The following is a 20,912-nucleotide window of genomic DNA, read 5'->3' as shown; positions in this document are numbered from 1 at the left end:
AGCACTTCTTTAACTCTTAATCTGACCCGTAAATACGTGGCCTCCGATGCGCACAGGAGGCGCGTTCCTAGATTCTGTCTCATCTCTGAGCCAGGTGGGTATAGCGTTGTTCTGATACCCTTTTGCCACCAAGTCGTTCATGCCAGCCGGTGAATAGTAGTGTGTCGCTCCTTGTGTGAAATCTTGGACAAGCCCGCCCATCACAGTATCGACGATGTATGCCGCTTTTTCATAGGACGGATCACCTGGATTATATTTGGTCACCAAATGATTTCCGGATGCGTCACTATTCCATGCGCTAAACTGCTTATGTTGCAGTGCAACACCCTCAATTGTTGTTGGGAATCGCGTGTCTTCAACGCGGTTCCGAATAACCAATGCAACGGCAGCTTGTCCTTCCGCACTCTCTGCGGCGGCTTCCCCAAGAACTGTGCGAATAGCAATATCACGGTCTCTTGGAGACATTGCCATAGGCTGCATCGGCGCCGGGTAGATCGAGGCTTGGTTGTTTACTGGCGACGAGGGGAGATCGTCGCCATCAACGAAAGGGCGGCCAACTACCCCCTGGAACTTATCTGGGTTGCTGCCGTAGTAGTCCATGGCGGCCCCTGGACTGGTCCATGCTTCAGGGTGGGCGGCTCTCAATTTTGCTTCTTCGCCTGAATCAATGTTTAGCCAATTTGTGACCCTACCCCACATTGCTTCCGCAGGATTTCTATCAAGACCATTTTGAGCTTGATTTACAGTTTGGCTAGCTTCAGCCTTAAGTGTTTCTCTTCGTTCAATTGTGCCTTGGAATTGAGCTGCGGACTCTTCATGATTGAGACCTTTTGTCGTTTCATATGTCGCGGTTGCTTTTGATCTCTCGCCATCAAGATCTACATTTGTACTCGTTCCGTCGGGGCTGATAAACTGTGCTTCTCTTGCTGGTTGCTTTACAAAATCTGATGGATTGAAATTCGCCACATAGCTGCCGGTTTGATCGATGGGTTTCGAACCAACATAACCGTTTACAAAATCATCGACGACTTCACTGATTATCTCTCGGCTGTGCTGTTCTTGTGCTGGCGTTTGCGGATTGATAATTTGAGCAACCTCAAGCGGGTTTTCTCCTCGGCTCCGAAGTTCGTTTGCAATCATTTGGTTGAGATTTGTGTCGATATTCGACGATCCACTTTCAATACGACTAAGCGCCTCGCCAAAGGTTTTGGCTTCGTCCTGTCTGGTAATGAAGGTTTGCGCCAAACGCTCACCTTCATCCAAGCTGAATCGGCGTTCCTCTCCTGCGCTGATTTGCTGAGAACTTGAGCTCGAAGTCGCTTGGCTCTCTCTGGCTGTAATGATGTGCGAAAGGTCATCACTAAGGCCAGCTTCAGTAGCCGCTTTAGAAAGCTGGCTAAATTGTTCTGTGGAAACTCCTCGCAGTGCACCTTGTGCTTGAAGGGAGGCACTTGCTTGAGGGCCAACAGGGCCACCTGCACCGTAGCCAAGACTCCCAGCAAGCACTGCCTGAAGCGCCGTCTCTGTCGAGACCCCGTTTTGCTTGCCGAAATCTTCGATTTTTCTAAACGCTTCACTTGCTCTCAGGCTGGATTGATCTGTGACATCCCAACTGGTTCCATTTTGTGTTCCCTTACCAGAAAGGACGTTCTGTCCAAAACTTGTAAGCTGAGACGCACCATTGGAAATGAAGGTACCAAGCTCATTGGCGGCACTTTCTGCCAATGTCCGTGACTCTTCTGCTCGTGTGGCAATCTCACTGCGTACCGCTTTAGAGACCTGCGCGGACATTGCGCCTGAACCTACCGCAGTGCCAGCACTATAGTTCATGAAGCCGTTGCCGTTTTGGGTCACTATAGAACCGTTTGGAGCAACCGCAGAATGTCGGTTCACGTCGAGCATAGAGGACATGTTCGCCTTGTTCGCGGCATAGTTGTTCATCGACATATTGCCAAGAGAGATAGAACCGGTCGCAGCTTCACGACCGGTCTCAATGGCCGCGCCCTGGCTTACGTTGAGCATAGAGGTTGCCATGCCAACCATCTTGTTTGCGCCAAAGAGGATCGCCGTCGCAAGAAATGGCACTGACATCATCAAGAACCCTGCAACGGTGCCTACGTCTTGCTCTACCGCTCGAATGCCGAAGTGATTTGACCACGAAACTACAACATCGTTGACTGTTCCGTCGGAGGTGACGGCCCCAGCGGTTCGATAGTACCCAGCAGCTGCTTTGATCACAATGGAATGCAAAATCGCACTAAGTGGTTCCCATGCTGCAATCCAGACGAAGCCACCAGCATAACCTTTCAAAACGGTCGGAGCGAGCGGGGTCATCATCATCATGACTGCCATTGGGAATGCGGCGTAGTAAAGATTTTCAAAAACGATTTTGAGAAGTGGCACCCATTTGGCGGCATTAGCCCCAATCGCGGCATAGCTCGATCTAGTTTGAATATCCGCGCGGGACACTTGGTATATGTCCATCGCGGCCGAGTTGCCCGAGTTCGCGATAAAACGTGTCAGACTGTCATCCATCGCATTCACAAGCATTGCCTGTTTGATGGTATGAACCGATGACGCCGACGACATAGCCATCATTCCTTGGAAATCTTCGAGCGTACCTTTCAGACGGTTAATATTTGCCGCGCCAGTCGATGTAGTACCTTGGAAATAGCTCGCGGCTTTTCGCGTTAACACCGCATCGACCTGGCCGTTGACGGCTGTCTTAACGTCGTTCCACCCTTCCGAACAAATCCGCGTAGTTTTCGTAACTACATCGTAATAGGCAAGCGAAGCAGGCATGTTTGCGGTGATAACACTTTCAAGATCCCCACTCGTAGAGATCAATTCGACGTCCATGTGACCAAGGTTCGTCGCGTCGATCACGCATTGCTGGAAGAAGTTCACGGTATTTTCATGAATAATAGGGCTCACGGCGCGCCAGTTTGCGGCCTGCGCCAAGAGCGAGGCCCCGAACAACATTCCATTTTTCTGATATGTGAGATCCGTCGGCGTGGAGAGTAATGTTTCCATTTGCCCAGTCAGATAATAACTCACGGCAGACGTGTAATGACCAAGCATTGCGACAGGAGTAGGCACATTATCGACAATCCCATAAATCGGGATCGTCCCCATGGTCTTGTCGATAATCACAACGCGAGATTTCGGCCCGAGAGTGAACATCATCACAATTAACATGGTGAGAATATATTTGCCCGCGTTAGCGATACTCCCACCCATTGATAATTGCAAAGACATCCAACCAATGCCAATGATCGAGCCAATAGCGAGAAGGTTCTTAAAATTCCCTGACGCAGTATAGGCCGCAAGCATGTTGAAAACGTCTTGTAAATAGTAGCCGCCGCCTGTGGTGAAAATTTCCCATTCCATATCAACCACCCTGCCCCATCATAGAAGCGAATTTGGCAGAACTTCCCGCCGTCAGCAGAGCTTTGTGGAGTTGCAACTTTTCAATAGCCGAAAGTGCATCATTGTATTTTTCTGCGGCTTGCCTGCGCATCGATCCAAAGCCATTTTGGGTTTGCCGAATTGTTTCTTGGAATTCACGAATGATGTCTCCGAAAGTATCCACGTTAGAGGCGCTGCGGCTCATTTCGGTGAGCGTTTCGTTCATGTACAGCATCGCCAATTCTACGGCGACGAGTTCCGACAGAAGCGCAATTTCGTCATCTACGAACTGATATTTATATGCGCGGGCTGTTTTGAGAGTTTCATAAACAGGAGCGGAAGTAAGGCCGATGATCCCGATCATTTCTTCGGTCAGTGCGGTGTCGTCGCGGATTGCGTCCGACATAGCTCGGATCACCGTTTCAACGCGCGAGAAATAGGCATCTTCGTGATTAAGGGTAACATCTGTCCAAGAGGGTTCGAGGCATTGATCAAAATCGTCACATTTCAGGATTGGAATTGTACCACCGTCTACCAAAGCCAAAAGCATTTCTGGACTGAAAGCCCGAGGTGAAATTGACCGATGCTGAGGTCCTTCGTCATCGTTCGCCGGTGCTGTCGTGACAATGGTTCCTGTCATTGACATGAACAACTCGCCAATCTGCGGATTGGATGCCAAAAACCCGTTTTTTTTGACTGCCCGCCAAGCGTAATTAATATTAATCGGAACTTGGTCTGCAAGTTCACCTTCTGCTTCGCTGAGAGTTTCGTTTTGAAGCCCCCCCGTACCGCAACCATGACGGCGAGCGACAGCATCGGCGAACTTCCCGTTCATCCCCCCTACAGTTTGGCAAATGTGCTGCGATGCACCATCCATTTTGGGCCAGAGCGAGCCGACTAACATCTGTCCAGCCTCACAACTGTTGATGTTCATGGCATTTACTTCTTGAAGAAGATCGCGCAACTTAGAAACTTGTTCGGCCACCGCAGGTGATAGGCTTTCAAGGGCAAGCTCGAAAGCAAATGAAGAAGCATTTTGCATGATTGCTTCCATGAGATAGATCATCTCTTCTTTGGAAATAAAGCTAAACGAGCCACCAAAAATGTCGATGCCTCCACAACCTGCCCGGACAGAAGGGAGCTGAATATTCATCATATTTGCATTTCGGGGTTTACTACGCACATAGAGCGAGCCGAGCGTAACATATCCCCCCATTTGACCGTTGTATGCTTGAGGTCGGGTGACGTTCACACCGCCCCCTGTACGTTCCCAAAAGTCTTGTAAATCTCCTACAAGCCCATCTGCATAGGACGGTGCGGTGCTACATCCCAAAAATGAAACGATCGAGAGTGCTGTAACAATTTTTTTCAACATGCCTTTTACTCCTAATACCGATCACCGGCAGGGATTTGCGTCACAACATGGACGCGCTCTAAAATCGTATCTTCCGTAAGAAGTCCTGAGCCGATCGGCTCAACAATGCCGGATCTTGGTTCAACAAGTGCCACGGTCGGACGCGGAACATCTGCCAAGCCGAATGCGTTGAGCTGGCCCGTGTCCACAACCGCGTTCGGAAAGAGAGGATGGAATGACCCGTCTACCGTGACCACAATCGGCTCGATGCCAAAGTTCGCTTGCATCCTTTTGATGACTTCGAGCTGCGGTGTGCAAAGGCCGCACACAGCGCTGTCTTCGACAATCACCATGAAGCCCAGGTTCGCAGCTGCTTGCTTCAGAGAGTTCTCCCGCGCTACGCGGATTTGGTCTTGATAGACCGCGCCGCCCATTTGCGTCATCGGAAAGCGCGTGTTGATGTCGAGTTCAGGCGTTTTAAAGAGGACGCGTTGCCACTGGTCAGTAAAGGCCGCGGCTTGTTTGCTCATATGTTGCTGAGCTTCCATGTACGCTTGAACATTTTCCGGCGTTGGGTCTAGCACCGCACGATACTTAATCTCGTCCAGTTGCTTGCGGTATTCTTCGATTTGCTCCGTATAGGTCTTTTGCGGCGCTTCGGGTTCAGTCTCCGGTTTTGGTTTTTCTTCCGCCACGGGTGGCGGCGCTGTTTGTTCCGGCGCCGGTTCTTCCTCTGGCGGATCGCAATAGAAGTTCCAACCTGTTTGGATTCGATCCCCACAATATCCGAACTCGCCCCCATTCGCGGCGGCAAGGGGTTGCGATGGGGCTACATTCGCGACAGTGATTGCTATGGCTAAGCTGAAGGCGGTCTTGTTCTCAAACATAGCCCGCCTCCTTTCCGGAAAGCAGCGTTTGCTTAACTCGCGTCAAATATCGTCTGGGGTTTCGGAAGCCTTCGATCTTTCCAAAGATCGTCTGCGACGGGACATGAACGAACAATAATGTCGGAATTTTCACGACGTCAGAAGCTAGGGGGTGCCCCTCGGCGAGAACAAAGTCGGGAAAAGGCGGGATAGGTTTTCCGTCCTGTGAGGCGACCAGAATTGGAAGCTCGACGGGAGCCGCCGCAGCATTCAAGGCATTCGCCGCAGCTTTGCAATAGAGGCACCAACTTGCCCCGATAAAGATCAGGCCCACCGTCGGCTTTTGGTAGTCTTCCGCTGCAATGCCTTGACCGTTCATTGCCGCCAATGCCAATCCTGTGATGAAGTGTCTCCGGTTCATTAGTCGGCCTCCTTTACCGCGTCGGCTGCCAGTTCCAAGCGATCCCGAAGATACTCCGTTACGGTGTCTGACGTTTCCACATCTGCGTCATTGAACATATTCTCAAACGCTTCTGAGAGGTCGATTTGATCCCAGTCGAGTTCATCTATTTGGCTTAGAGAAAGACTGCCGCAGGAGGGATGCTTTGCTGACCCCCACGAGGTCTCGGTCAATCTGTGGATTTCCTTCTGGAAAACCATCGCGAGTTGAGAATTGAAGGTACAGTAGGACCTCTTTTTCTGAAGGCAGACTCCCAGAGCACGCTTGCTACAATAGGTTCCAACATATTTAGCCGCATCAGCTTGGATGCGATCCATCAGGGCCAGCTCTTCTGTCGAGCAATCCCCAAGAATGTCGTTGGCCCAACCACTATCTTTGCAGCAGTTGATTGTTCCGGCAGCACCAACTTTGCATTTACGGGCGGTTCCTGAGAACAGCTCGACATTTTGCAAATCAATGGATTTTTCGCTGTCTTTTGCAGCTTCATCAAGAAGTGTTAGCCACGCAGCAGCTTCACCAAAGTCTGTGTTCGCTTCATCGGTGATGCCTTCACACAAATCCCCAACGCAAACGTTGGTTGCCGTGCAGCTTTCAGGAAGATCAATGCCGCCACCACAGCGATACCCATATTCCCAATGCACACATTGATCGGGTTCAAGGCCGTCTGTCTCGTCGGCTTCGCCATAAGTCAGGCACGTCTCGCTGATGACCTCGCATGTCTCATCTTCCCTGAAGGGTGTGCAGTCGGTGTACTCCGTCGAACTATCACCCAGACAGGTGTAAGCTTGCTCGTACTCCCAGCAATCCCTCGACACCGGGAAACCCATGACCGTGCGAATTTCTTCACCAACAGTACAGGTCAATTCCTCAACAATGCACCCTTCCTCGGCAGGATCTGGGTCGCACTGGTTAATCAAAAAATCTTCGACACGCAGGATTTCGGTTTCAACAAGTGTTGCCGGCGTATGGTTCGTAAGGTCATTGAAACAGCTGTAGTCTAGTCGCTCAAGCTCACACAAACCGTCTTTTTCGCTGAGACAATCGGTTCCGGTTTGTTCGCAGAGCTCGTTTTCACGCAGGCTTTCACACTGATCGGTTGCAAGACAAATATAGTCGCGCTCTTTCTCAATGCACTCGCCATCTCCTGTTTTAGTCCGATAAATGGCATACCGCGGCAGCATCATATCACCACCAACAAAGGTCGAAGTATCAACATGATAAGTCCAACCATCGGCGGGATTATAATAACCTGTTTCGTCGAAGGTGGTGTAAGCCATTGGAGCTGAGGATGAATATCCGTTTATGATAATGTTTCTATCCCAGACCAAAAACGAAGCAGCAAAAAGCCCCTCTGAACACACGCCTGCATTTAATGTGCCGCAATTAATCCCTTCGATATAATTTGCAGTACCTGGATAAACGAAACTATTGGTGTAAGAAGAATACCAGTTGTCGGGGCCCACCGATCCAATTGCAGGTTCTCTAAGCACCTCATCGTCATATACCGTGCAGCGCTCTTCAATAAACGTGCATTGATTGCCAGGGTTACCCTCCGGTAAGTCGGCAATGTCACATTCTCCGTCATCACCGACTTCACAGGTTACGGTTAAGTCAGTTTGAGCAATATCGCATTGCCAGTCGTCGCGGCGATCGACTTCCACAACGCGTTCAATCGTACATGTCTTCTCTTCGAGATTAGCGTGCACGTCGCAATAACGCTCGAATGGTTCCAGCACGCTAAACTCGTCAAAGTTGCAGGCAGGATTCTCCGTTTCAGAGCTGCTAAAATATTGGCCGGCGATTTCTTCAGCATTAATAGTCGCAGCATCACCGGCCTGTATTCCGAAATAATCTGTATTTAGATCATAGTCCGGTCGCAGTTCAGAGCTGTCGTTGATGTTTTGATAGGCCTCAGACGCAGTGCTACCGGAAATGACTTGCTCATTCGTGCGACTCTCGATGTTGTTCCCGTTGATCGAGGTTTCTTCTACATCGGTGCCTCCATAGGGGGTCACAGTTTCGGTTACGGTCGAATTGGTGAACACGGACGATCCGCTGCCAAGACTAACGGTCGCACCTATGTCTTTCGCGCGCTGTGTCGGGTCGATGTCTTCGGCAAAGCTCGCTCCAGTCGTCCCGGCCAGAACAAAGGAGAGGGCGATCTGGTGGAGAGAGGAACGCCAACTCATTTTTGACCTCCCGCAAGAAGTCCACTCGCCACGTCGCTCGCATCACCGTTTCCGGCCGCGATAATGCGCAGCGCGGTTTCAAGCGGGATGTTACCAAGAAGACGATCATGCAGGGGCATTGCATCGGCTTCGCAGTTGGGCGTTTCGCACACGTCCAGTTCTTCGCCAAGGACGACAACCATAGGCACCGATTTAACCTCGAAACGCCGGAACAGCGTAGGATCAATGGCGAAGGCTTCCCCGATTTCATCGTCTTCGAAAACTTCTTCGAGCTTTGCCCGTGTTTCGAAGACCGAATTGTCTACGAACCCACGGAACACGATGGTTGCACCGTATTGTGTCGCTTCCTGCATCATCTGGCGAAGCGACTCTTTCGGCATGGAAAACGAAGCAAACAGGATCGCTTCTGTTTCCCCATACTTTTCTTCGTCGCCTTGCGCGCTGATGTCGTCTTCAACGCCCAAGAGTTTTCTCACACGCGGGTCATTGAGCGCGCGTGTCCGGATGCCCTCAAGGTCGTCAATTTCGACACCTTCTTGAGCGGATTGAATGGTCAGCTGTTCCGCCAGTTCATCGCCCCGCTTTTCTGCATCTCTGACGATTCTTGCGATAGGCGCCGTGATGATGCCGGTCGCTCCCGGTGCATAATCTGGGGCGACCTCTGTCTCGTTTTCTTGCGCGAATGCGAAGGCTGCGAAAGAGCAAAAGCCAGCTGTAATCAAAGTGCGCAACAATTGCGCTTGCGCCACATGAGCCATCCGAAGCTCTCCCCTTTGTATGGAAATTCTCTCATTGAATCGACAAATTGCGTGCTGGACCCGAGCGGCCCGCAGGCATACCGGCCACTTGTCTTTGCCCTCGGGCGTGTGACTTGGAGCCGGTATTGGGATTTTTTGATGATCGGCGAGACTGATGGTGTGCAGAGCGCCGATCCGCTCGATGATGTCGTGCGCGCTAACCCTAGCCTATGCTGTCGGGCGATCATTTTTGCGGTTACGGTCTCCGATGCTTGGATGCCGCCATAGTGCGCATTGCTGTCCCCTTGGATCGGGTACATCCCACCTTGGCACCCGTTGCACCAAAAGAGGCTGTCCATCGGCAGATTGCCGCTCGATGTCGCAACGCAGTCCGCAGAACACGCCGCTTGCGCAATGGGATTGGCGAACAGAATTGCCTCGGGGTTGATCAGCGTGTTTAGTTCGGCGTCCTGCCAAAGCGGGTCGAATTCGCTGATATAGGCGATGTCGAACGCCGTGCTTTCAAGGCATAGACCATCTACAACGGTCCCGAGCCAAGAAATCAGGGGATAGTAGTAATAGTGAGACTGCCATTTGCTGCCCGTCTGGTCGCCGTCTTGGCTGGTGACGGAGGACTTACCGATTGAGAACAGGCCAAGATCAGCCTTGAACCCCATGTTCACAAAGCAACCGGCTTCATTTGCAACATCTGTGAGCCGCGCCGGTTCCCAAAGACCGATTGCAAGCCCAATACGGGGCGGTACGCCGGGGCAAAGGCAGACTGGCAATGACGGGTTTGACGTGTCCGGCCTTTTGTTGAGAACGCGAATGGCTCCAATAGAGATTGGAAAAATGCAGTCCCAGCAGACTTCGGTAATCGGGTTCAGGAACTTCGCATTACATTTGGCAATTGCCGCTTCTCCGCCCAGTAAGAGCGTGAAAGAAAGCGCAATCAGTTTCGCGAGCTTTTTCATTCTGTCACCTTTTCAACGGGGATTTCTTCAATCAACATCACCGGATCGGCGCGCGTGATGACGCTCGGCAGGTATTCCAAGCCAAAGCGCGCAACGATGACCCCTTGTTGGTCGAACCAAAACCGTCGCCCGTGATTGTTGCTCAGATCGAGGGGTGCCCCTTTGGCAATCACAATCAAGGTGTCGATCTCATTGCCTTCGGAGAGGGCGAACTTCACTTGCGCCTCTTCGTCTCCGTCGATCACGACAATTCTTTTGCTAAAGCCTGAGTATGCAAGCGGGTTGACCCGTGTGCCTGCTTTGGCAAACACTGTCCCGTTTTGATCCATCAAGTCGCGATCCAGCGTGATAGATGGATCGAACTCGAAGGCCCGGTACTCTTCAGCTGGCGGCAGAAGTGCGCCAACTGTAGGTCGGTCAATGTACTCGCGGGTGCGCGCCTGCATTGCCCGCTCCATTTCCTTCAGCTCGCCCGTCTCTTCCATCGTTTGGAAGCGTCCGATGATTTCTTGAAGAAAGTCAGGTTCAGTCACAGGGAACAGTGTTCCATAGACACCAAAGTCTTTGGAAGCCGCTGCACCGGCCACCAAAGCGGCCCCAGCAATGCTTAAACCTCCTACGATCCACGCGCGTCTGACCATGCTTTGATCTCCTTCCAATGAGGTATCCAGTTTGCTCCTACGCCCACAGCGATGATGTTCTCTTTCGGAAAGAGCCCCACGGTGGAATATCGGCTGTCGAGTGAGTTTTCAGTGGTTCCAAAGGCGGCATACATTCCGGCTGGAATGACGCCTTCTGCGGTCAAAGGTGCAAATGCCTGCCCTTCTCGCTCTATGGCTTTGAAGCAGATTTTGCTTTCGTCGGTTTCGACGCAAAGGGCTCCACCATCATGTGTAATCAGGTCGCCGGGCTTCCCGATGACGCGCTTTGTGAAATAAACCCCTTCGAAATGCTCTGCATATGCCTCCGGCGGTACAGCGCTAATCACTGCACCGCGCCAGATGACTTGCGGCCACGTCCACATGACAAATGCGTTTTCCGGCAAGGAGTCCGAGCCGTTGAGCGTGATCCGTAAATCATGCAGAGCCCAAAAACCAATCGCGGCCGACATGCTGCCGATTGCAACGAAACTCCACTTGAGGAAGCCTTTCATCCTCATTGCTGCATCGCCTCCCGCGTCACGTAGTCCGTGACATCAGGAGCGCCCGCGAGCACGACAGCCGAGTTCACAACGATCACGTCGTTTGCCTCAGCAAAGCGCGCAATGGCGGCCTCAAGTTCCGCTTGGTACTTCAGAGCTTCGGTTTCGTAATCCGCGTCCGCAAGCTCACGCGCCCCGGCTTGGATAAACGACAGCACCGCCTCGGTTGCATCAAGCGTGACAATGCCAGTCGGAAGCCCTTGGGGCTGCGAATAAATGACAATCCCTAGCGTGATCGCGATGCTGAAAAGCGATGTCAGCGCGAGTTCTGCTACCCGTGTAAAGTTCATTTTTGGGGTTCTCCTTCGCTCTTCTGCGGCTTTGCATTTTCCGGAATGTGACCAAACCGTTCGAGATAGTTCCGCCGTTCCCGGCACCAGATTTTGTAGGGGTAGTGTTTGCGCACAGAGAACGGATATGCGGCGTCGATCGCGTTCCTGCGGATGATCAACGGCGTGTCTTCCGGCAGGCCCTTATGGACAGTGGCGATTGTCTCTCGGGCAATCTCTCCCCATGTCTTTTGGGGCGCAAATTTCTCATCGCGCGGACGTTTGAAAGTGACTGTTCTGACCCTCATTCGACACCGCCTTCCTCAACAAGAATTCGGATCGCTTCGACCGTCGTGTAGCCTTGTTCTTTGAGGCGTCGGATTTTTTGAACTGTTTGCCCTTTGGACGAGTAAACCGCCAAGCTGAACGGATCGAGCAAGAGGCGACCGAAGAACCACCCATTCGGGCCCTTGACACCCATTTCTGAGAAAAGCCCCTTCACGCTTTGCACGGACTTCAATTGCCCAGCGATATGCGGCGAGACCGAAAGCCGGTTATCAGCAATCAACCGATCAATTGTTTCCGGCTTTTGAGCGAGAAGAACTGTCCAATCTGAGTTTTGCAAACAAACTTCAGCGGCGACGTTGTTGTAATAGTCGTCAATAGACTGGGTGCCCGTGATTAGCGCGCCGGTGTATTTCCGCGCCCGCCGCACCACGCCCTCGATGAACTTGGCCGTTGCATGGGTCTGCAACAAATCCCAAGCCTCATCAATCAGGATCGCCACAGGCGTAGCCCGGTCTGTTTTGAACATCAGCTCTGTTCCCAGGAACATGACGATCTGAAGGACGACATCTTGGAGCACTTTTTGCCCTTTAATGTCCGACATCTCGAAAACAGTGAAATCCGAGTCCAGAGAGAGGTTTGCGGGGCCGCTGAAATAGATCCCGTGCGGGCCATGTACCGTGAAGGCTTCGAGTTTCACCACCACATCGAGAAGGCGCTGATCATCTTCCGCCATTTCTTTGAGACGGTTCCAAACATCCGTGACTTCCGCCTCGCCGCCCTTGCTGTCCCAAAGCTCAGCAACCGCGCGGGAAATGAACCCTTCTTCGAGGTCTTCCACACGGCCTTGCTTGCCGTCGCCGAGCGCGGCCATAGAGGCAATGATGCGCGTGACAAGTTCGATAGCTTCGGCACGATATTCGTCTTGCTGCATGTCTGTCGCCGACAGCATAGAAAACGGATTCAAGCGAATGGCTTGCGACCCATCGAACCCGACGAATTTGCCCCCGATGATTTCGACGGTCGTTTTGAAGCTATACCCATCGTCAATCACAACGGCCTTGCCGCCCGCTGCATAGATCGAGGTGATCAACTCTTGCATGAAGACCGATTTACCGGCGCCGGATTTTCCAACCACGGCGACGTTATAGTTGCCGTCAGAGTCGAAATTATCCCAATCCATGATCTGTCCTTGGCGACCAAGAAGGAGCACCCCTTTGCCGTTGCCTGAGCCGGTCCATTCCCCGTGGAGCGGGGCCAGTGCTGTTGCGGCTTCGGTCTTCAACATCTTCATGCGCTGAAGCTTTTTCAGGTCATCCATCCGTTTTCCGTGGATGGTGAAAGGCAAAGCGGACAGGAAGATTGGCAATTGGACGAAGGTATCGTTTTCCAACACCAAACCCGCATACCTGTAGATTTTCGCCATTTCGGCCAAGCCGTGCCGTGCATCGTCCGGCCCGCCGAGCGCGTAAGCACTCACGACATAGGCCGTGTCCAACAGTTTTTCGCCCAATTCGATCTGGTTGTTCAGGCTTTCGAACTCTTCCATCTTCTCACTTAGGTTCGGTGAGAATTTCGCGAATTGCGTGCTTGCTGTGTGTTGCAGCCCGGCGCGTTTTTTTGTCAGGAACCCCGTGGAATCGGACTTTGATCGGACGCGCATTGTGAAGGACACAAGCACTGGTCCCGACGGTCGATCCGAGATCCTTTCGGGCACACCGTTCAGCAGCATCCCCAAGACAAATTGCCATTGGTTCGGATAGCGCCGCACTGTGGCGCTGGCGACCGACATGTTCGGCTCCCCCATCAGACCAATTGCCGATCTATGGACGTGCAGCCCGGCTCCCGGCAGTTGATGGTTCAGCGCTTCTTGATCATTGTACTCTTGGTCCGACAGGCCGCTAATGCCGCGACAGTGCAGGATTTCGGACATGAATTTCAGGAAGGCTCCCGGTCCCACATGCGAAACATATTGCTCGCCGCCAAAGACGGCATAGAGCGCCCGACGGAAGTTCCGAAGCTCCTTTTGTTTGCCAAGGTCTGCATCTCCGTCAAGCCAACAGACCACGAATACGCGGCGATGGTGCGGCAATGCCTTGATCACATGATCCGTGCCGAAGCGCGCAGCTCGCAGGTGCGCAATGCGCCGCTGCGCCATTTCTTGAACCAGTTCATCCCCTGTCAATCGATGCTTGGCCCAGTTGATCAACTGGGCGTCAATGTCGGGGCTGGTCCAGTTGAGGAACTGTATGGTTGCACCGTTTGGCGCATTCGCGTTGACAACGGATTGAAGGTTCGACGCGGCCTCGTCCGACCCGACAACAGGGCTCACTTCGATCATGAAACCCGTCGAAAACTCGTTAAAGTACAACTCTGTCTCGGGATCATAAACACGGTAAGGGAGAAGGTCCGCTATGACATCATGAGCTAAAGCTTCCGGCTGATCTTCGCTCCAATCAGGGTCATCGAACAAGCTCTGGAAAAATGCTTTCATGTTCATTTGGAAGCCCAGTAAGGTTCGCGCACAACAAAATGGACGTAGCTTGCTTCATACAACAACCCGTCATTGTCTTGGTGGGGTGCAATCCAGAGCGTGCCTACTTCTTCCGGTACGCGATATTTTGCAGCGTAGTACGGAGACCCTCCATCACCGAATGATGTACCTCCGGTGGCACTTTGTGCGCCTTTCCCAGTGCCAATGCCCAAAGGTTGTTGAGAGAGGTCTTTGTTCAGGGTGTCAGCTCCTTGCTCGCGCACAGGCGTGGGAATTGAGCCATTGCCGACATCTGCCGCAGAGATTGTTGAACAAGGCGATCCATCTTGCACCGGACAGAGGAAGTCCCGCTCCGTGTTGCTTGCGGCGCATCCGCCCAAAAGCATTACCGCTACCATCGAAGACCAGACGGAGTTTTTCTTAGAAATAATCATTGCAGGGCTACCCCTTCCATAAAGACAACTTCGACGTCAGTTCCGGCATAAAGGGACACGACGGGTTGATATTGTTCAGCGCGTTGAATGTAATATTCGGCCAAAGTGTTCGCGGCGTTGCCTGTGCCGCCACCGATGATGCCTCCCGCTGCGCCAGCCATGACGCTTCCTACCGAGTCCGCCTCGTCGTTGGCACTAGCGATAGAAGCGGCGCTGGACACAGCGTCCGCGAAGCCACTCAAAGCACCTGCCATAGCTGCGTTGCGTACAAGGTTCCCTTCACGGCTTACGACATGCCCGCGAACGCCGGCCTTGCCCGATCCAGCTATAAGACCGGCAACATTCGTTTCGATCACTTGGTTGTTCTTGCCGAGACACGTCAAAGTCGTGAGCCGCACATAGACGCGCTCAGAGGACAGATCGCCACGCGCCGATCCCATGACCGTGCAACCTGTGATGTTGATTTTACGGCCCGTTCCTGATCCCGCCGCAGCGGTCGTCGCAGGTCCAGTAATGCGAACGAGGACCGGGACGGGGTCATCTCGGGATGTAACGCCAGTCGAGGCGTCTACGCCCGAGATAACCACCGCTGGGGCGTAACTCCCGGCAGGAATATACGAACGCAGGTCTTTGACTTTGTTAGAGATGTCTGCGGCTTCTTCCGCTTCCGCCTTGGGCTTTTCTGCGAGGGTGAAGTCTTTTGCGAACCCTGCCCCGAACGGTTGGACGGTCGTTTGCGCACCAGCCGTCGCAGAGCTTCCCGGTTGGTTCGACCCTGCGATTGGTGTGCGACCATTCACGGTCACAAACTCTTGACCGTAGTTTTCCCCATTCCCTCCAAGAACTGCACCTTCAGGAGCCGGTCTAACTGCTGCGGTACCTTCTTTGAGTGCATTAATCTCGGCCTGCTGCTGAATAATCACTTCGTCGTATTGCGTCCGCATCTCTTGGAGCTGCGAATTTTGCTGTTCCGACATCGTGGTGATCGTGTTTGTAAGTTCAGTAACTGTGCGACTGAGATTGTCCAATTCGTCGCGGCTCTGCCGCGCCCAACTCAATTCTGGTGAGGCCTGCGACGTGCGATCGGCAATGATCGTTTCGTCCACTGTGCCGCTCGACGTGCTGCGAAACGCGGCTTGCTTATTGTTCATCGCTTGGCCGAGAACAATAACAACAAGAAGCAATACAGCCCCGGCGCCGCCAAAGATAATCCATTGCTGTTTTTTGCGAGCATCCGACATCAGTGTTTCTCCACGACAATGACCCAAGCGCTTTGACGCGGCGCTAGGCTGTTTCGTTGGACCCAGACGGCGAGCGTCTTGGAGTTGTAGAAATCTTGTGGCCGCACGTATTTCCCTTTCGATCCGCCGCTGGCGACGAGGACACGGGCGCGCATTCCTGAGGATGTTTCGGAAGCTATGACTGTCCCATGACCACGGTTTGGCGCGGCCTTGCCACCGATATGCTTGTCAATCGCAGCTTTAGCCACGGCGACAAGTTGCGACGCGTAGCCACCCCCGGCTTCTCCTGCTGCGAGTTCGAAACCTCCGGTGGGTGCTGAGCCTCCGGCGGACGTTCTGCTTTCCTGCGGTGCGAGCTGCCCCTTTACGTTGATGACAACCGTCTCTGCATCAAGGTTTGCTTTTGGGGTAATTTCGTATCCGATTGTCGTTCCGGCTTCGGTGATGATGTAGCCCGTTTCAGGAACGAGTTTGTCTTTCGGACCCGCATAGCGGAGAAAAATATCGCCAGTCGTTTCGTCGTTCATTTCCTGGAAGGATGTTTCATCTTTGATGATGCGTCGAATACGGTCTCCAAGAACAGTGATCCGGGTTACATCGTTGACCGATGCAGCGATCTTCACAGTTCCATTGGGGTCAACAGAGAGTTTTTGTTCGGCAGTCGCTGGAGATGTGAAAAAAACTCCGAAACAGGCCACAAGTATCAATTTATTCATCTTCAATTTCCACAAGTTCGATGCGGGAAAGGCGAATGGAAGCACCCTCCTCCACAAAGCTGATCTTGATACGCCGCCGTGTCGCGTTGACTTCAGTGGTGTCGAGGTAGGTTGCGAGTGAGCCATCTACGATCACTTGGAGACGCGACAGGTCATGCGTAATTTTTCCGGGCCTAAAGACGGTGGAGATACGTCGCCTCTTAATGTCTTCAGTAATATCGTCGTAGGCGTCCAAAAGCCTTGCTCTGTCGCTGGCCGACGAGAGGCGTTCGATCACAGTTCTCCCATAGGCAACTGTGCCAGGTGAAACTGTATACATCGCGTAAACGGCATCGAGGCTAAGCGCTTCAATGTAACGAACGTCAGCGGCGCCACGCGCAACCATCCCGTCGGAAACACGCGAAGGAATAAGAATAACCTGTGTGTTTTCCTGGCTAATCCTATAGCCAAGAAGCATGTTCGTGCCGATTGAAACACAGAGGACAAGTGCTAGACCGTTGCGCGCTCTTTGTGCGGCTTTCATTTTGCTTGAAAGTGTTGCGAAGTTCATTAACCCCTCCACATTGTTACGGCGCTATCGGGCCATGATTTGAGAGGGCTGATTTCTTTGGGGAGGAACCAGTAGAGCATCGCAAGAAGCGCCTCAATACCGCCGTCTCCTTTGAGCCTCTTCCAGATCAAATAGCTGGCGAGACCCAGAATAATTCCTAGCAATGCTGCTTGAAGCGCTAGCGCCACGCCGAAGGGGGCGAGGAGCGCCAAGCCTTCGTCGATGGGAAAAATCAGGATACGACCCTGTTCCTGTAGACGTTGTTCAATTCGAATTACGTTCTCCTGCATCCTTACCTCCAGCGCAGACAGACTCGTTGAAAACCGCGCGCCATAGCGCGCGGTTAGAGTGTCTTTGGGGGATTAGGATACCGGGATTTCCGCAGTGGTTACGGAAGCAACGGGAACCATGTCGGTCGTCGCGGTCACGCCGCCAACCGAGGAAACGATGTTGAGGCCGTAGCCAAGGAAAAGGGAAACGGCGACGGCGGTGATGACGTAAGTCCAACGGCCCGTTGCCATGAGCGTGACAGCAGCCACGATGATGGAAATGATCAAGACGAGATAACCACCTGCGCCGGTCAGCAGGGTTGTCAGGGTCGTAGTGATTTCGGAAAACCCAGCTTCAACGCCGGTGTCGGCACCCGCCGCCATCGCTGCAGCGGGGGCAAGAAGAGAGATGACTGCGCCAGAAACGGCAGCAATTTTTTTCAAAAGTTTCATGTTTTGAACCTCGTTCATAAGTCTGTGCAAATTTGGTCGGTCAATACCGACGATGAGCACCCTAAACGAGTCTTGCGCCAAAACAAAGTATTAAATCAAAACTCAGTTTTGATTTTTAACTGAGTATCTACTCAGGACGAATTCTAGAATTTCCTCTTTTTCGTTGGAACTGTTGGCCTCGAATTCCCTGAATTTTCAATAAATTCCCAAACCTCTTTTTCGCTTCTCACTGTGGGAACCAATGGTAGAGTGATAGATGCCCAATCTTTGCAATGATCTTTAGCAAACGCAGAAATGCCAGGATAAGTCTTGAAAAGGCGGGGCCCAAACACCTTTTGCTTGACAAGCAACTTCATCGTTCCGTCTGGCATTTCGAGGACGACGTACCAGCCCTCCACGCTATCAAGAGAGGTATCCTCTGGCCCCAAAGCTAGAAAGGTGACTTTAGCACCTGCCTCAATTTCATCGTCTATTCCTGCTTCCCAGACGATCCCCGGCGCACCCTTCATTTTATCCCTCGCTTCATGACGTTTTGGGTTCAATACATTGTCTGTACTTTAAACAATGTTCGTGAGCTAGACTCATTATCAAACCAAGACTGTGTTTTGGCTAAAATCTTTCAAAAACTGGTGAGGCAAACAGTTTGTGAAATTCCATTTTTCTGCCTGAATATCGCAAGATCTCCCTCTGAGACTTTAATTTCGGCAATGTATTAATGTTGCCTTCAGGAAATTTTTTGTCTTTGCATACTCAGTAACGGTCGCTAAACAGAGTTTGGGCGCAAAAACATGTTTTGCCGCAATACACGTTTGTGTCGGAATTCTAAATTCTCTGTTTAAGTGAATGTGTGGAGGTTCTCATGATTAATATTCCTGTTGGACAAGAAGCTTTCACGAGTTTGTTGAAGTCCAGTGGGCTTATTGAAATCTCGATGAATGAGACAAAAGGACCAAATTTGCGGCGTAGAATAGAATTTCAGCTTTCTTCACCAATAGACGAACAGACCAAAGCGGTGCTCTACTCTCCATCGAAACCAACAGTGCGGACGTTCCAGTCACTCGCCGCGCTATCTGCGATTTTGAAGAAAGTTGGTGTAACACATATGAAAGTGCCGCTGGAGCCCGGCGTGATTGTCTATCGTGTCTTTCCTATACAAAAGTCTGATCAGGCCGGTTCGAGAAAATGCGCTTAATCTTCTTGGTAAAGGTTGCACGATGGCTTCCCTTATGAGCACCCATCATATAGCGATCTTCAAGTTTGGCTGAACTATGTTTCGTGTTCATGACTACATTTCGTCGCCCAAACGCAGTATACAAGACCAAAGTAACAAAGGAATCGGAGCAGGAAACCCAAACAAATAAAAGAGAACCCCCGCGCGGAGGAAACCGGCGGGGGGGGATCTACAAACCAGAGCGCCAACTCTGATGTACCTTCACGAAATTTAGGTAGTTTGTAGCACCTCCCCCACATCGCAAACAAGAGAAAAACGCGGTTTTCGCGAATAAATTTGTATTGCCGGTTGATGCCTCGCCAACAAAACGAGGACAGAGCATGTCATTCCAACATATTTCTGCCGCCCGTAAGGGTGCGCAACAACGCTACCATAACGGCCTACCTGAGCGCTGGAACCGAGATCGCTATCGAAAGCTATGCACCCAATATGCACAGCTCCGTGGTGCGTCTGCGGGCTGCGTCCGGACCTTAGAAATCATCTTCGATCTCGTTCCTCCGGGCGAATTCACGGACCCTCACGCCGAACCTTTTTGCTTCTCGAAGCAAGAAACGCTGATTGCTGGGCGCGGGATCACTCCGCGGTCCTTGCACAATCACGAGGTCGAACTTGAAAGGATCGGTCTGATCGAGAGACGGGTCGGCGCCAATGGAGCACGATGCCGCCGCAAGCGGCTCGGTCTGTTTTTAACCCCCGGCCTCAATATCCTGCCCGACATGCTCGACGCGTTGGAGCGTGATGCCGATGACAAGAAAGAGCACGACGAGCTGCGGGGCGCACGGTCCCGACTGTACAGGCATGTAAAGGGCACGATCACAGTGTTGGCGTCAAAATCCCGCACTGCTAAAGGCGCACTTGAGTGCCTTGAAGAGTTCAAAAGCTGGCCGCGCTCGGACAAGCTGATTAGTCTCTCTCTCGGTGCGCTAAAAGAGCATGTAGAACAGGCTGAATCCCTGTTGATGAAACTCAACAAGCTCGCTCAAATCCCCAAGAATATTTCTGGTCAGCCCGAAAATCATTTCGGGTGCCATATACAAGACCAAATCGAAGATAATATCTTGTCTTGTAACGCCAACGGCGAGGATAAAATGACCGAGGATAAATCCTCGGACATAAATTCAATTGGCTCAGAGCCTCACGGCTCCTCGCGTTGCGAAGAAAAAAAGAATGTCGGAGCCAACGACGAACACAATCATAAAACTATACCGCGTGTTTCTAATCGAATGGTTTACGAACTCGCATCCGACGAGCTGAAAATGCACATTGACATCGCAAACGGTGGGCAGCCGGATCCTAATCCGGGTCTCTATCAGATCGAGGTCGGCGCTTGGACCCGCCTTTCTGAGTTGGGAACAAACAGAACAGCATGGGAGGCCGCAATAGCTCAAATGGGACTGATGGGAGCGATCATTGCGGCGCTCATAACCGACGCAAAAACCAGCGATCCCAAAAACCCTGTTGCATCCCCCGGAGGCTATTTGAGAAGCCTGACACATGCCGCAAAAACGGGCGAACTAAATCTTCTTGCCTCATTCATGGGACTATTGGCCCGGCGTGAACGAGAAGCAGAAAGACAGAGATACAAATGAGTTTTGCGGGAACGTGTTTCTTCATGATGACAGGCCCCGTATCGTCGTCGGGCGGCTCTGTGATCGTTTCTCGGCCGACAAGCGGGCCAGGGCCTGACCCATGGCTAAAAGAAGCTGATTTGGCGCCAGAGGCCAAACTCAGCGCGCGGTTCTGTTTGGAGTTTACCACACCCTTCTCACCTCCCGTTGCGC

20 protein-coding genes are annotated in these 20,912 nt (G+C 52.2%); 2 read left to right on the top strand and 18 right to left on the bottom strand.

The features are described from left to right. Window positions 1–9: 9 nt before the first annotated feature. From LC094_RS20905 to LC094_RS20820, 18 genes are all read right to left on the bottom strand, one after another. The gene (locus LC094_RS20905) at window positions 10–3,390 is read right to left on the bottom strand and encodes a conjugal transfer protein TraG N-terminal domain-containing protein (RefSeq protein ID WP_226554740.1); all 3,381 of its coding nucleotides are present in this window, start codon (window positions 3,388–3,390) and stop codon (window positions 10–12) included. A 1-nt stretch (window position 3,391) separates the two neighbouring features. Next, the gene (locus LC094_RS20900) at window positions 3,392–4,783 is read right to left on the bottom strand and encodes a conjugal transfer protein TraH (RefSeq protein WP_226554739.1); all 1,392 of its coding nucleotides are present in this window, start codon (window positions 4,781–4,783) and stop codon (window positions 3,392–3,394) included. 11 nt (window positions 4,784–4,794) lie between these two features. Continuing rightward, a complete protein-coding gene (locus LC094_RS20895) occupies window positions 4,795–5,649 on the bottom strand; it encodes a conjugal transfer protein TraF (protein WP_226554738.1) in 855 nt (284 codons plus the stop codon). Next, window positions 5,642–6,049, bottom strand: coding sequence for a conjugal transfer protein TraF (gene traF / locus LC094_RS20890; RefSeq protein ID WP_226554737.1), 408 nt, complete (start codon window positions 6,047–6,049; stop codon window positions 5,642–5,644). The genes LC094_RS20895 and traF overlap by 8 nt, the downstream gene beginning before the upstream one ends. Then, window positions 6,049–8,277, bottom strand: coding sequence for a conjugal transfer protein TraN (gene traN / locus LC094_RS20885; protein ID WP_226554736.1), 2,229 nt, complete (start codon window positions 8,275–8,277; stop codon window positions 6,049–6,051). The genes traF and traN overlap by 1 nt, the downstream gene beginning before the upstream one ends. Then, a complete protein-coding gene (trbC, locus tag LC094_RS20880; RefSeq protein ID WP_226554735.1) occupies window positions 8,274–9,035 on the bottom strand; it encodes a type-F conjugative transfer system pilin assembly protein TrbC in 762 nt (253 codons plus the stop codon). Before trbC ends, traN begins: the two co-directional genes overlap by 4 nt. After that, the gene (traU, locus tag LC094_RS20875; protein ID WP_226554734.1) at window positions 8,996–9,988 is read right to left on the bottom strand and encodes a conjugal transfer pilus assembly protein TraU; all 993 of its coding nucleotides are present in this window, start codon (window positions 9,986–9,988) and stop codon (window positions 8,996–8,998) included. Before traU ends, trbC begins: the two co-directional genes overlap by 40 nt. After that, window positions 9,985–10,629 carry a hypothetical protein gene (locus LC094_RS20870; protein WP_226554733.1) on the bottom strand — a complete coding sequence of 215 codons (645 nt, stop codon included), beginning with the start codon at window positions 10,627–10,629 and terminating at the stop codon, window positions 9,985–9,987. Before LC094_RS20870 ends, traU begins: the two co-directional genes overlap by 4 nt. Beyond that, window positions 10,605–11,141 carry a S26 family signal peptidase gene (locus LC094_RS20865; RefSeq protein WP_226554732.1) on the bottom strand — a complete coding sequence of 179 codons (537 nt, stop codon included), beginning with the start codon at window positions 11,139–11,141 and terminating at the stop codon, window positions 10,605–10,607. The genes LC094_RS20870 and LC094_RS20865 overlap by 25 nt, the downstream gene beginning before the upstream one ends. A gap of 2 nt (window positions 11,142–11,143) precedes the next feature. Continuing rightward, the gene (locus LC094_RS20860) at window positions 11,144–11,479 is read right to left on the bottom strand and encodes a TrbI F-type domain-containing protein (RefSeq protein ID WP_226554731.1); all 336 of its coding nucleotides are present in this window, start codon (window positions 11,477–11,479) and stop codon (window positions 11,144–11,146) included. A gap of 283 nt (window positions 11,480–11,762) precedes the next feature. Next, the gene (gene traC, locus LC094_RS20855; RefSeq protein WP_226554730.1) at window positions 11,763–14,243 is read right to left on the bottom strand and encodes a type IV secretion system protein TraC; all 2,481 of its coding nucleotides are present in this window, start codon (window positions 14,241–14,243) and stop codon (window positions 11,763–11,765) included. After that, complete coding sequence (locus tag LC094_RS20850) at window positions 14,240–14,671, bottom strand: TraV family lipoprotein (protein WP_226554729.1); 432 nt, start codon at window positions 14,669–14,671, stop codon at window positions 14,240–14,242. Before LC094_RS20850 ends, traC begins: the two co-directional genes overlap by 4 nt. Further along, on the bottom strand, window positions 14,668–15,912 hold the full coding sequence (locus LC094_RS20845) for a TraB/VirB10 family protein (RefSeq protein ID WP_226554728.1): 1,245 nt from the start codon (window positions 15,910–15,912) through the stop codon (window positions 14,668–14,670). Before LC094_RS20845 ends, LC094_RS20850 begins: the two co-directional genes overlap by 4 nt. Beyond that, window positions 15,912–16,628 (bottom strand): TraK domain-containing protein, encoded by a 717-nt coding sequence (locus LC094_RS20840; protein ID WP_226554727.1) that lies wholly within the window; start codon window positions 16,626–16,628, stop codon window positions 15,912–15,914. Before LC094_RS20840 ends, LC094_RS20845 begins: the two co-directional genes overlap by 1 nt. Next, window positions 16,621–17,178 carry a type IV conjugative transfer system protein TraE gene (locus LC094_RS20835; RefSeq protein WP_226554726.1) on the bottom strand — a complete coding sequence of 186 codons (558 nt, stop codon included), beginning with the start codon at window positions 17,176–17,178 and terminating at the stop codon, window positions 16,621–16,623. The genes LC094_RS20840 and LC094_RS20835 overlap by 8 nt, the downstream gene beginning before the upstream one ends. Then, window positions 17,178–17,468 carry a type IV conjugative transfer system protein TraL gene (gene traL / locus LC094_RS20830; protein ID WP_226554725.1) on the bottom strand — a complete coding sequence of 97 codons (291 nt, stop codon included), beginning with the start codon at window positions 17,466–17,468 and terminating at the stop codon, window positions 17,178–17,180. Before traL ends, LC094_RS20835 begins: the two co-directional genes overlap by 1 nt. A 72-nt stretch (window positions 17,469–17,540) precedes the next feature. Beyond that, window positions 17,541–17,900: a hypothetical protein gene (locus tag LC094_RS20825; RefSeq protein ID WP_226554724.1), complete on the bottom strand. Its 360-nt coding sequence runs from the start codon at window positions 17,898–17,900 to the stop codon at window positions 17,541–17,543. Window positions 17,901–18,043: 143 nt separating this feature from the next. After that, a complete protein-coding gene (locus LC094_RS20820) occupies window positions 18,044–18,442 on the bottom strand; it encodes a hypothetical protein (protein ID WP_226554723.1) in 399 nt (132 codons plus the stop codon). A gap of 317 nt (window positions 18,443–18,759) precedes the next feature. Between LC094_RS20820 and LC094_RS20815 the strand changes: the two genes are divergently transcribed. Together LC094_RS20815 and repC are read left to right on the top strand one after the other, a co-directional pair. After that, complete coding sequence (locus tag LC094_RS20815) at window positions 18,760–19,092, top strand: hypothetical protein (protein ID WP_226554722.1); 333 nt, start codon at window positions 18,760–18,762, stop codon at window positions 19,090–19,092. A gap of 359 nt (window positions 19,093–19,451) precedes the next feature. Further along, the gene (gene repC, locus LC094_RS20810) at window positions 19,452–20,720 is read left to right on the top strand and encodes a replication initiation protein RepC (RefSeq protein WP_226554721.1); all 1,269 of its coding nucleotides are present in this window, start codon (window positions 19,452–19,454) and stop codon (window positions 20,718–20,720) included. The last annotated feature ends 192 nt before the right edge of the window (window positions 20,721–20,912 follow it).

This window comes from Celeribacter naphthalenivorans (assembly GCF_020524585.1).
Taxonomy (GTDB): Bacteria; Pseudomonadota; Alphaproteobacteria; order Rhodobacterales; family Rhodobacteraceae; genus Celeribacter; species Celeribacter naphthalenivorans.
Note: the sequence above shows the minus strand (reverse complement) of the source record. Positions and strands in the feature narration are given on the sequence as shown.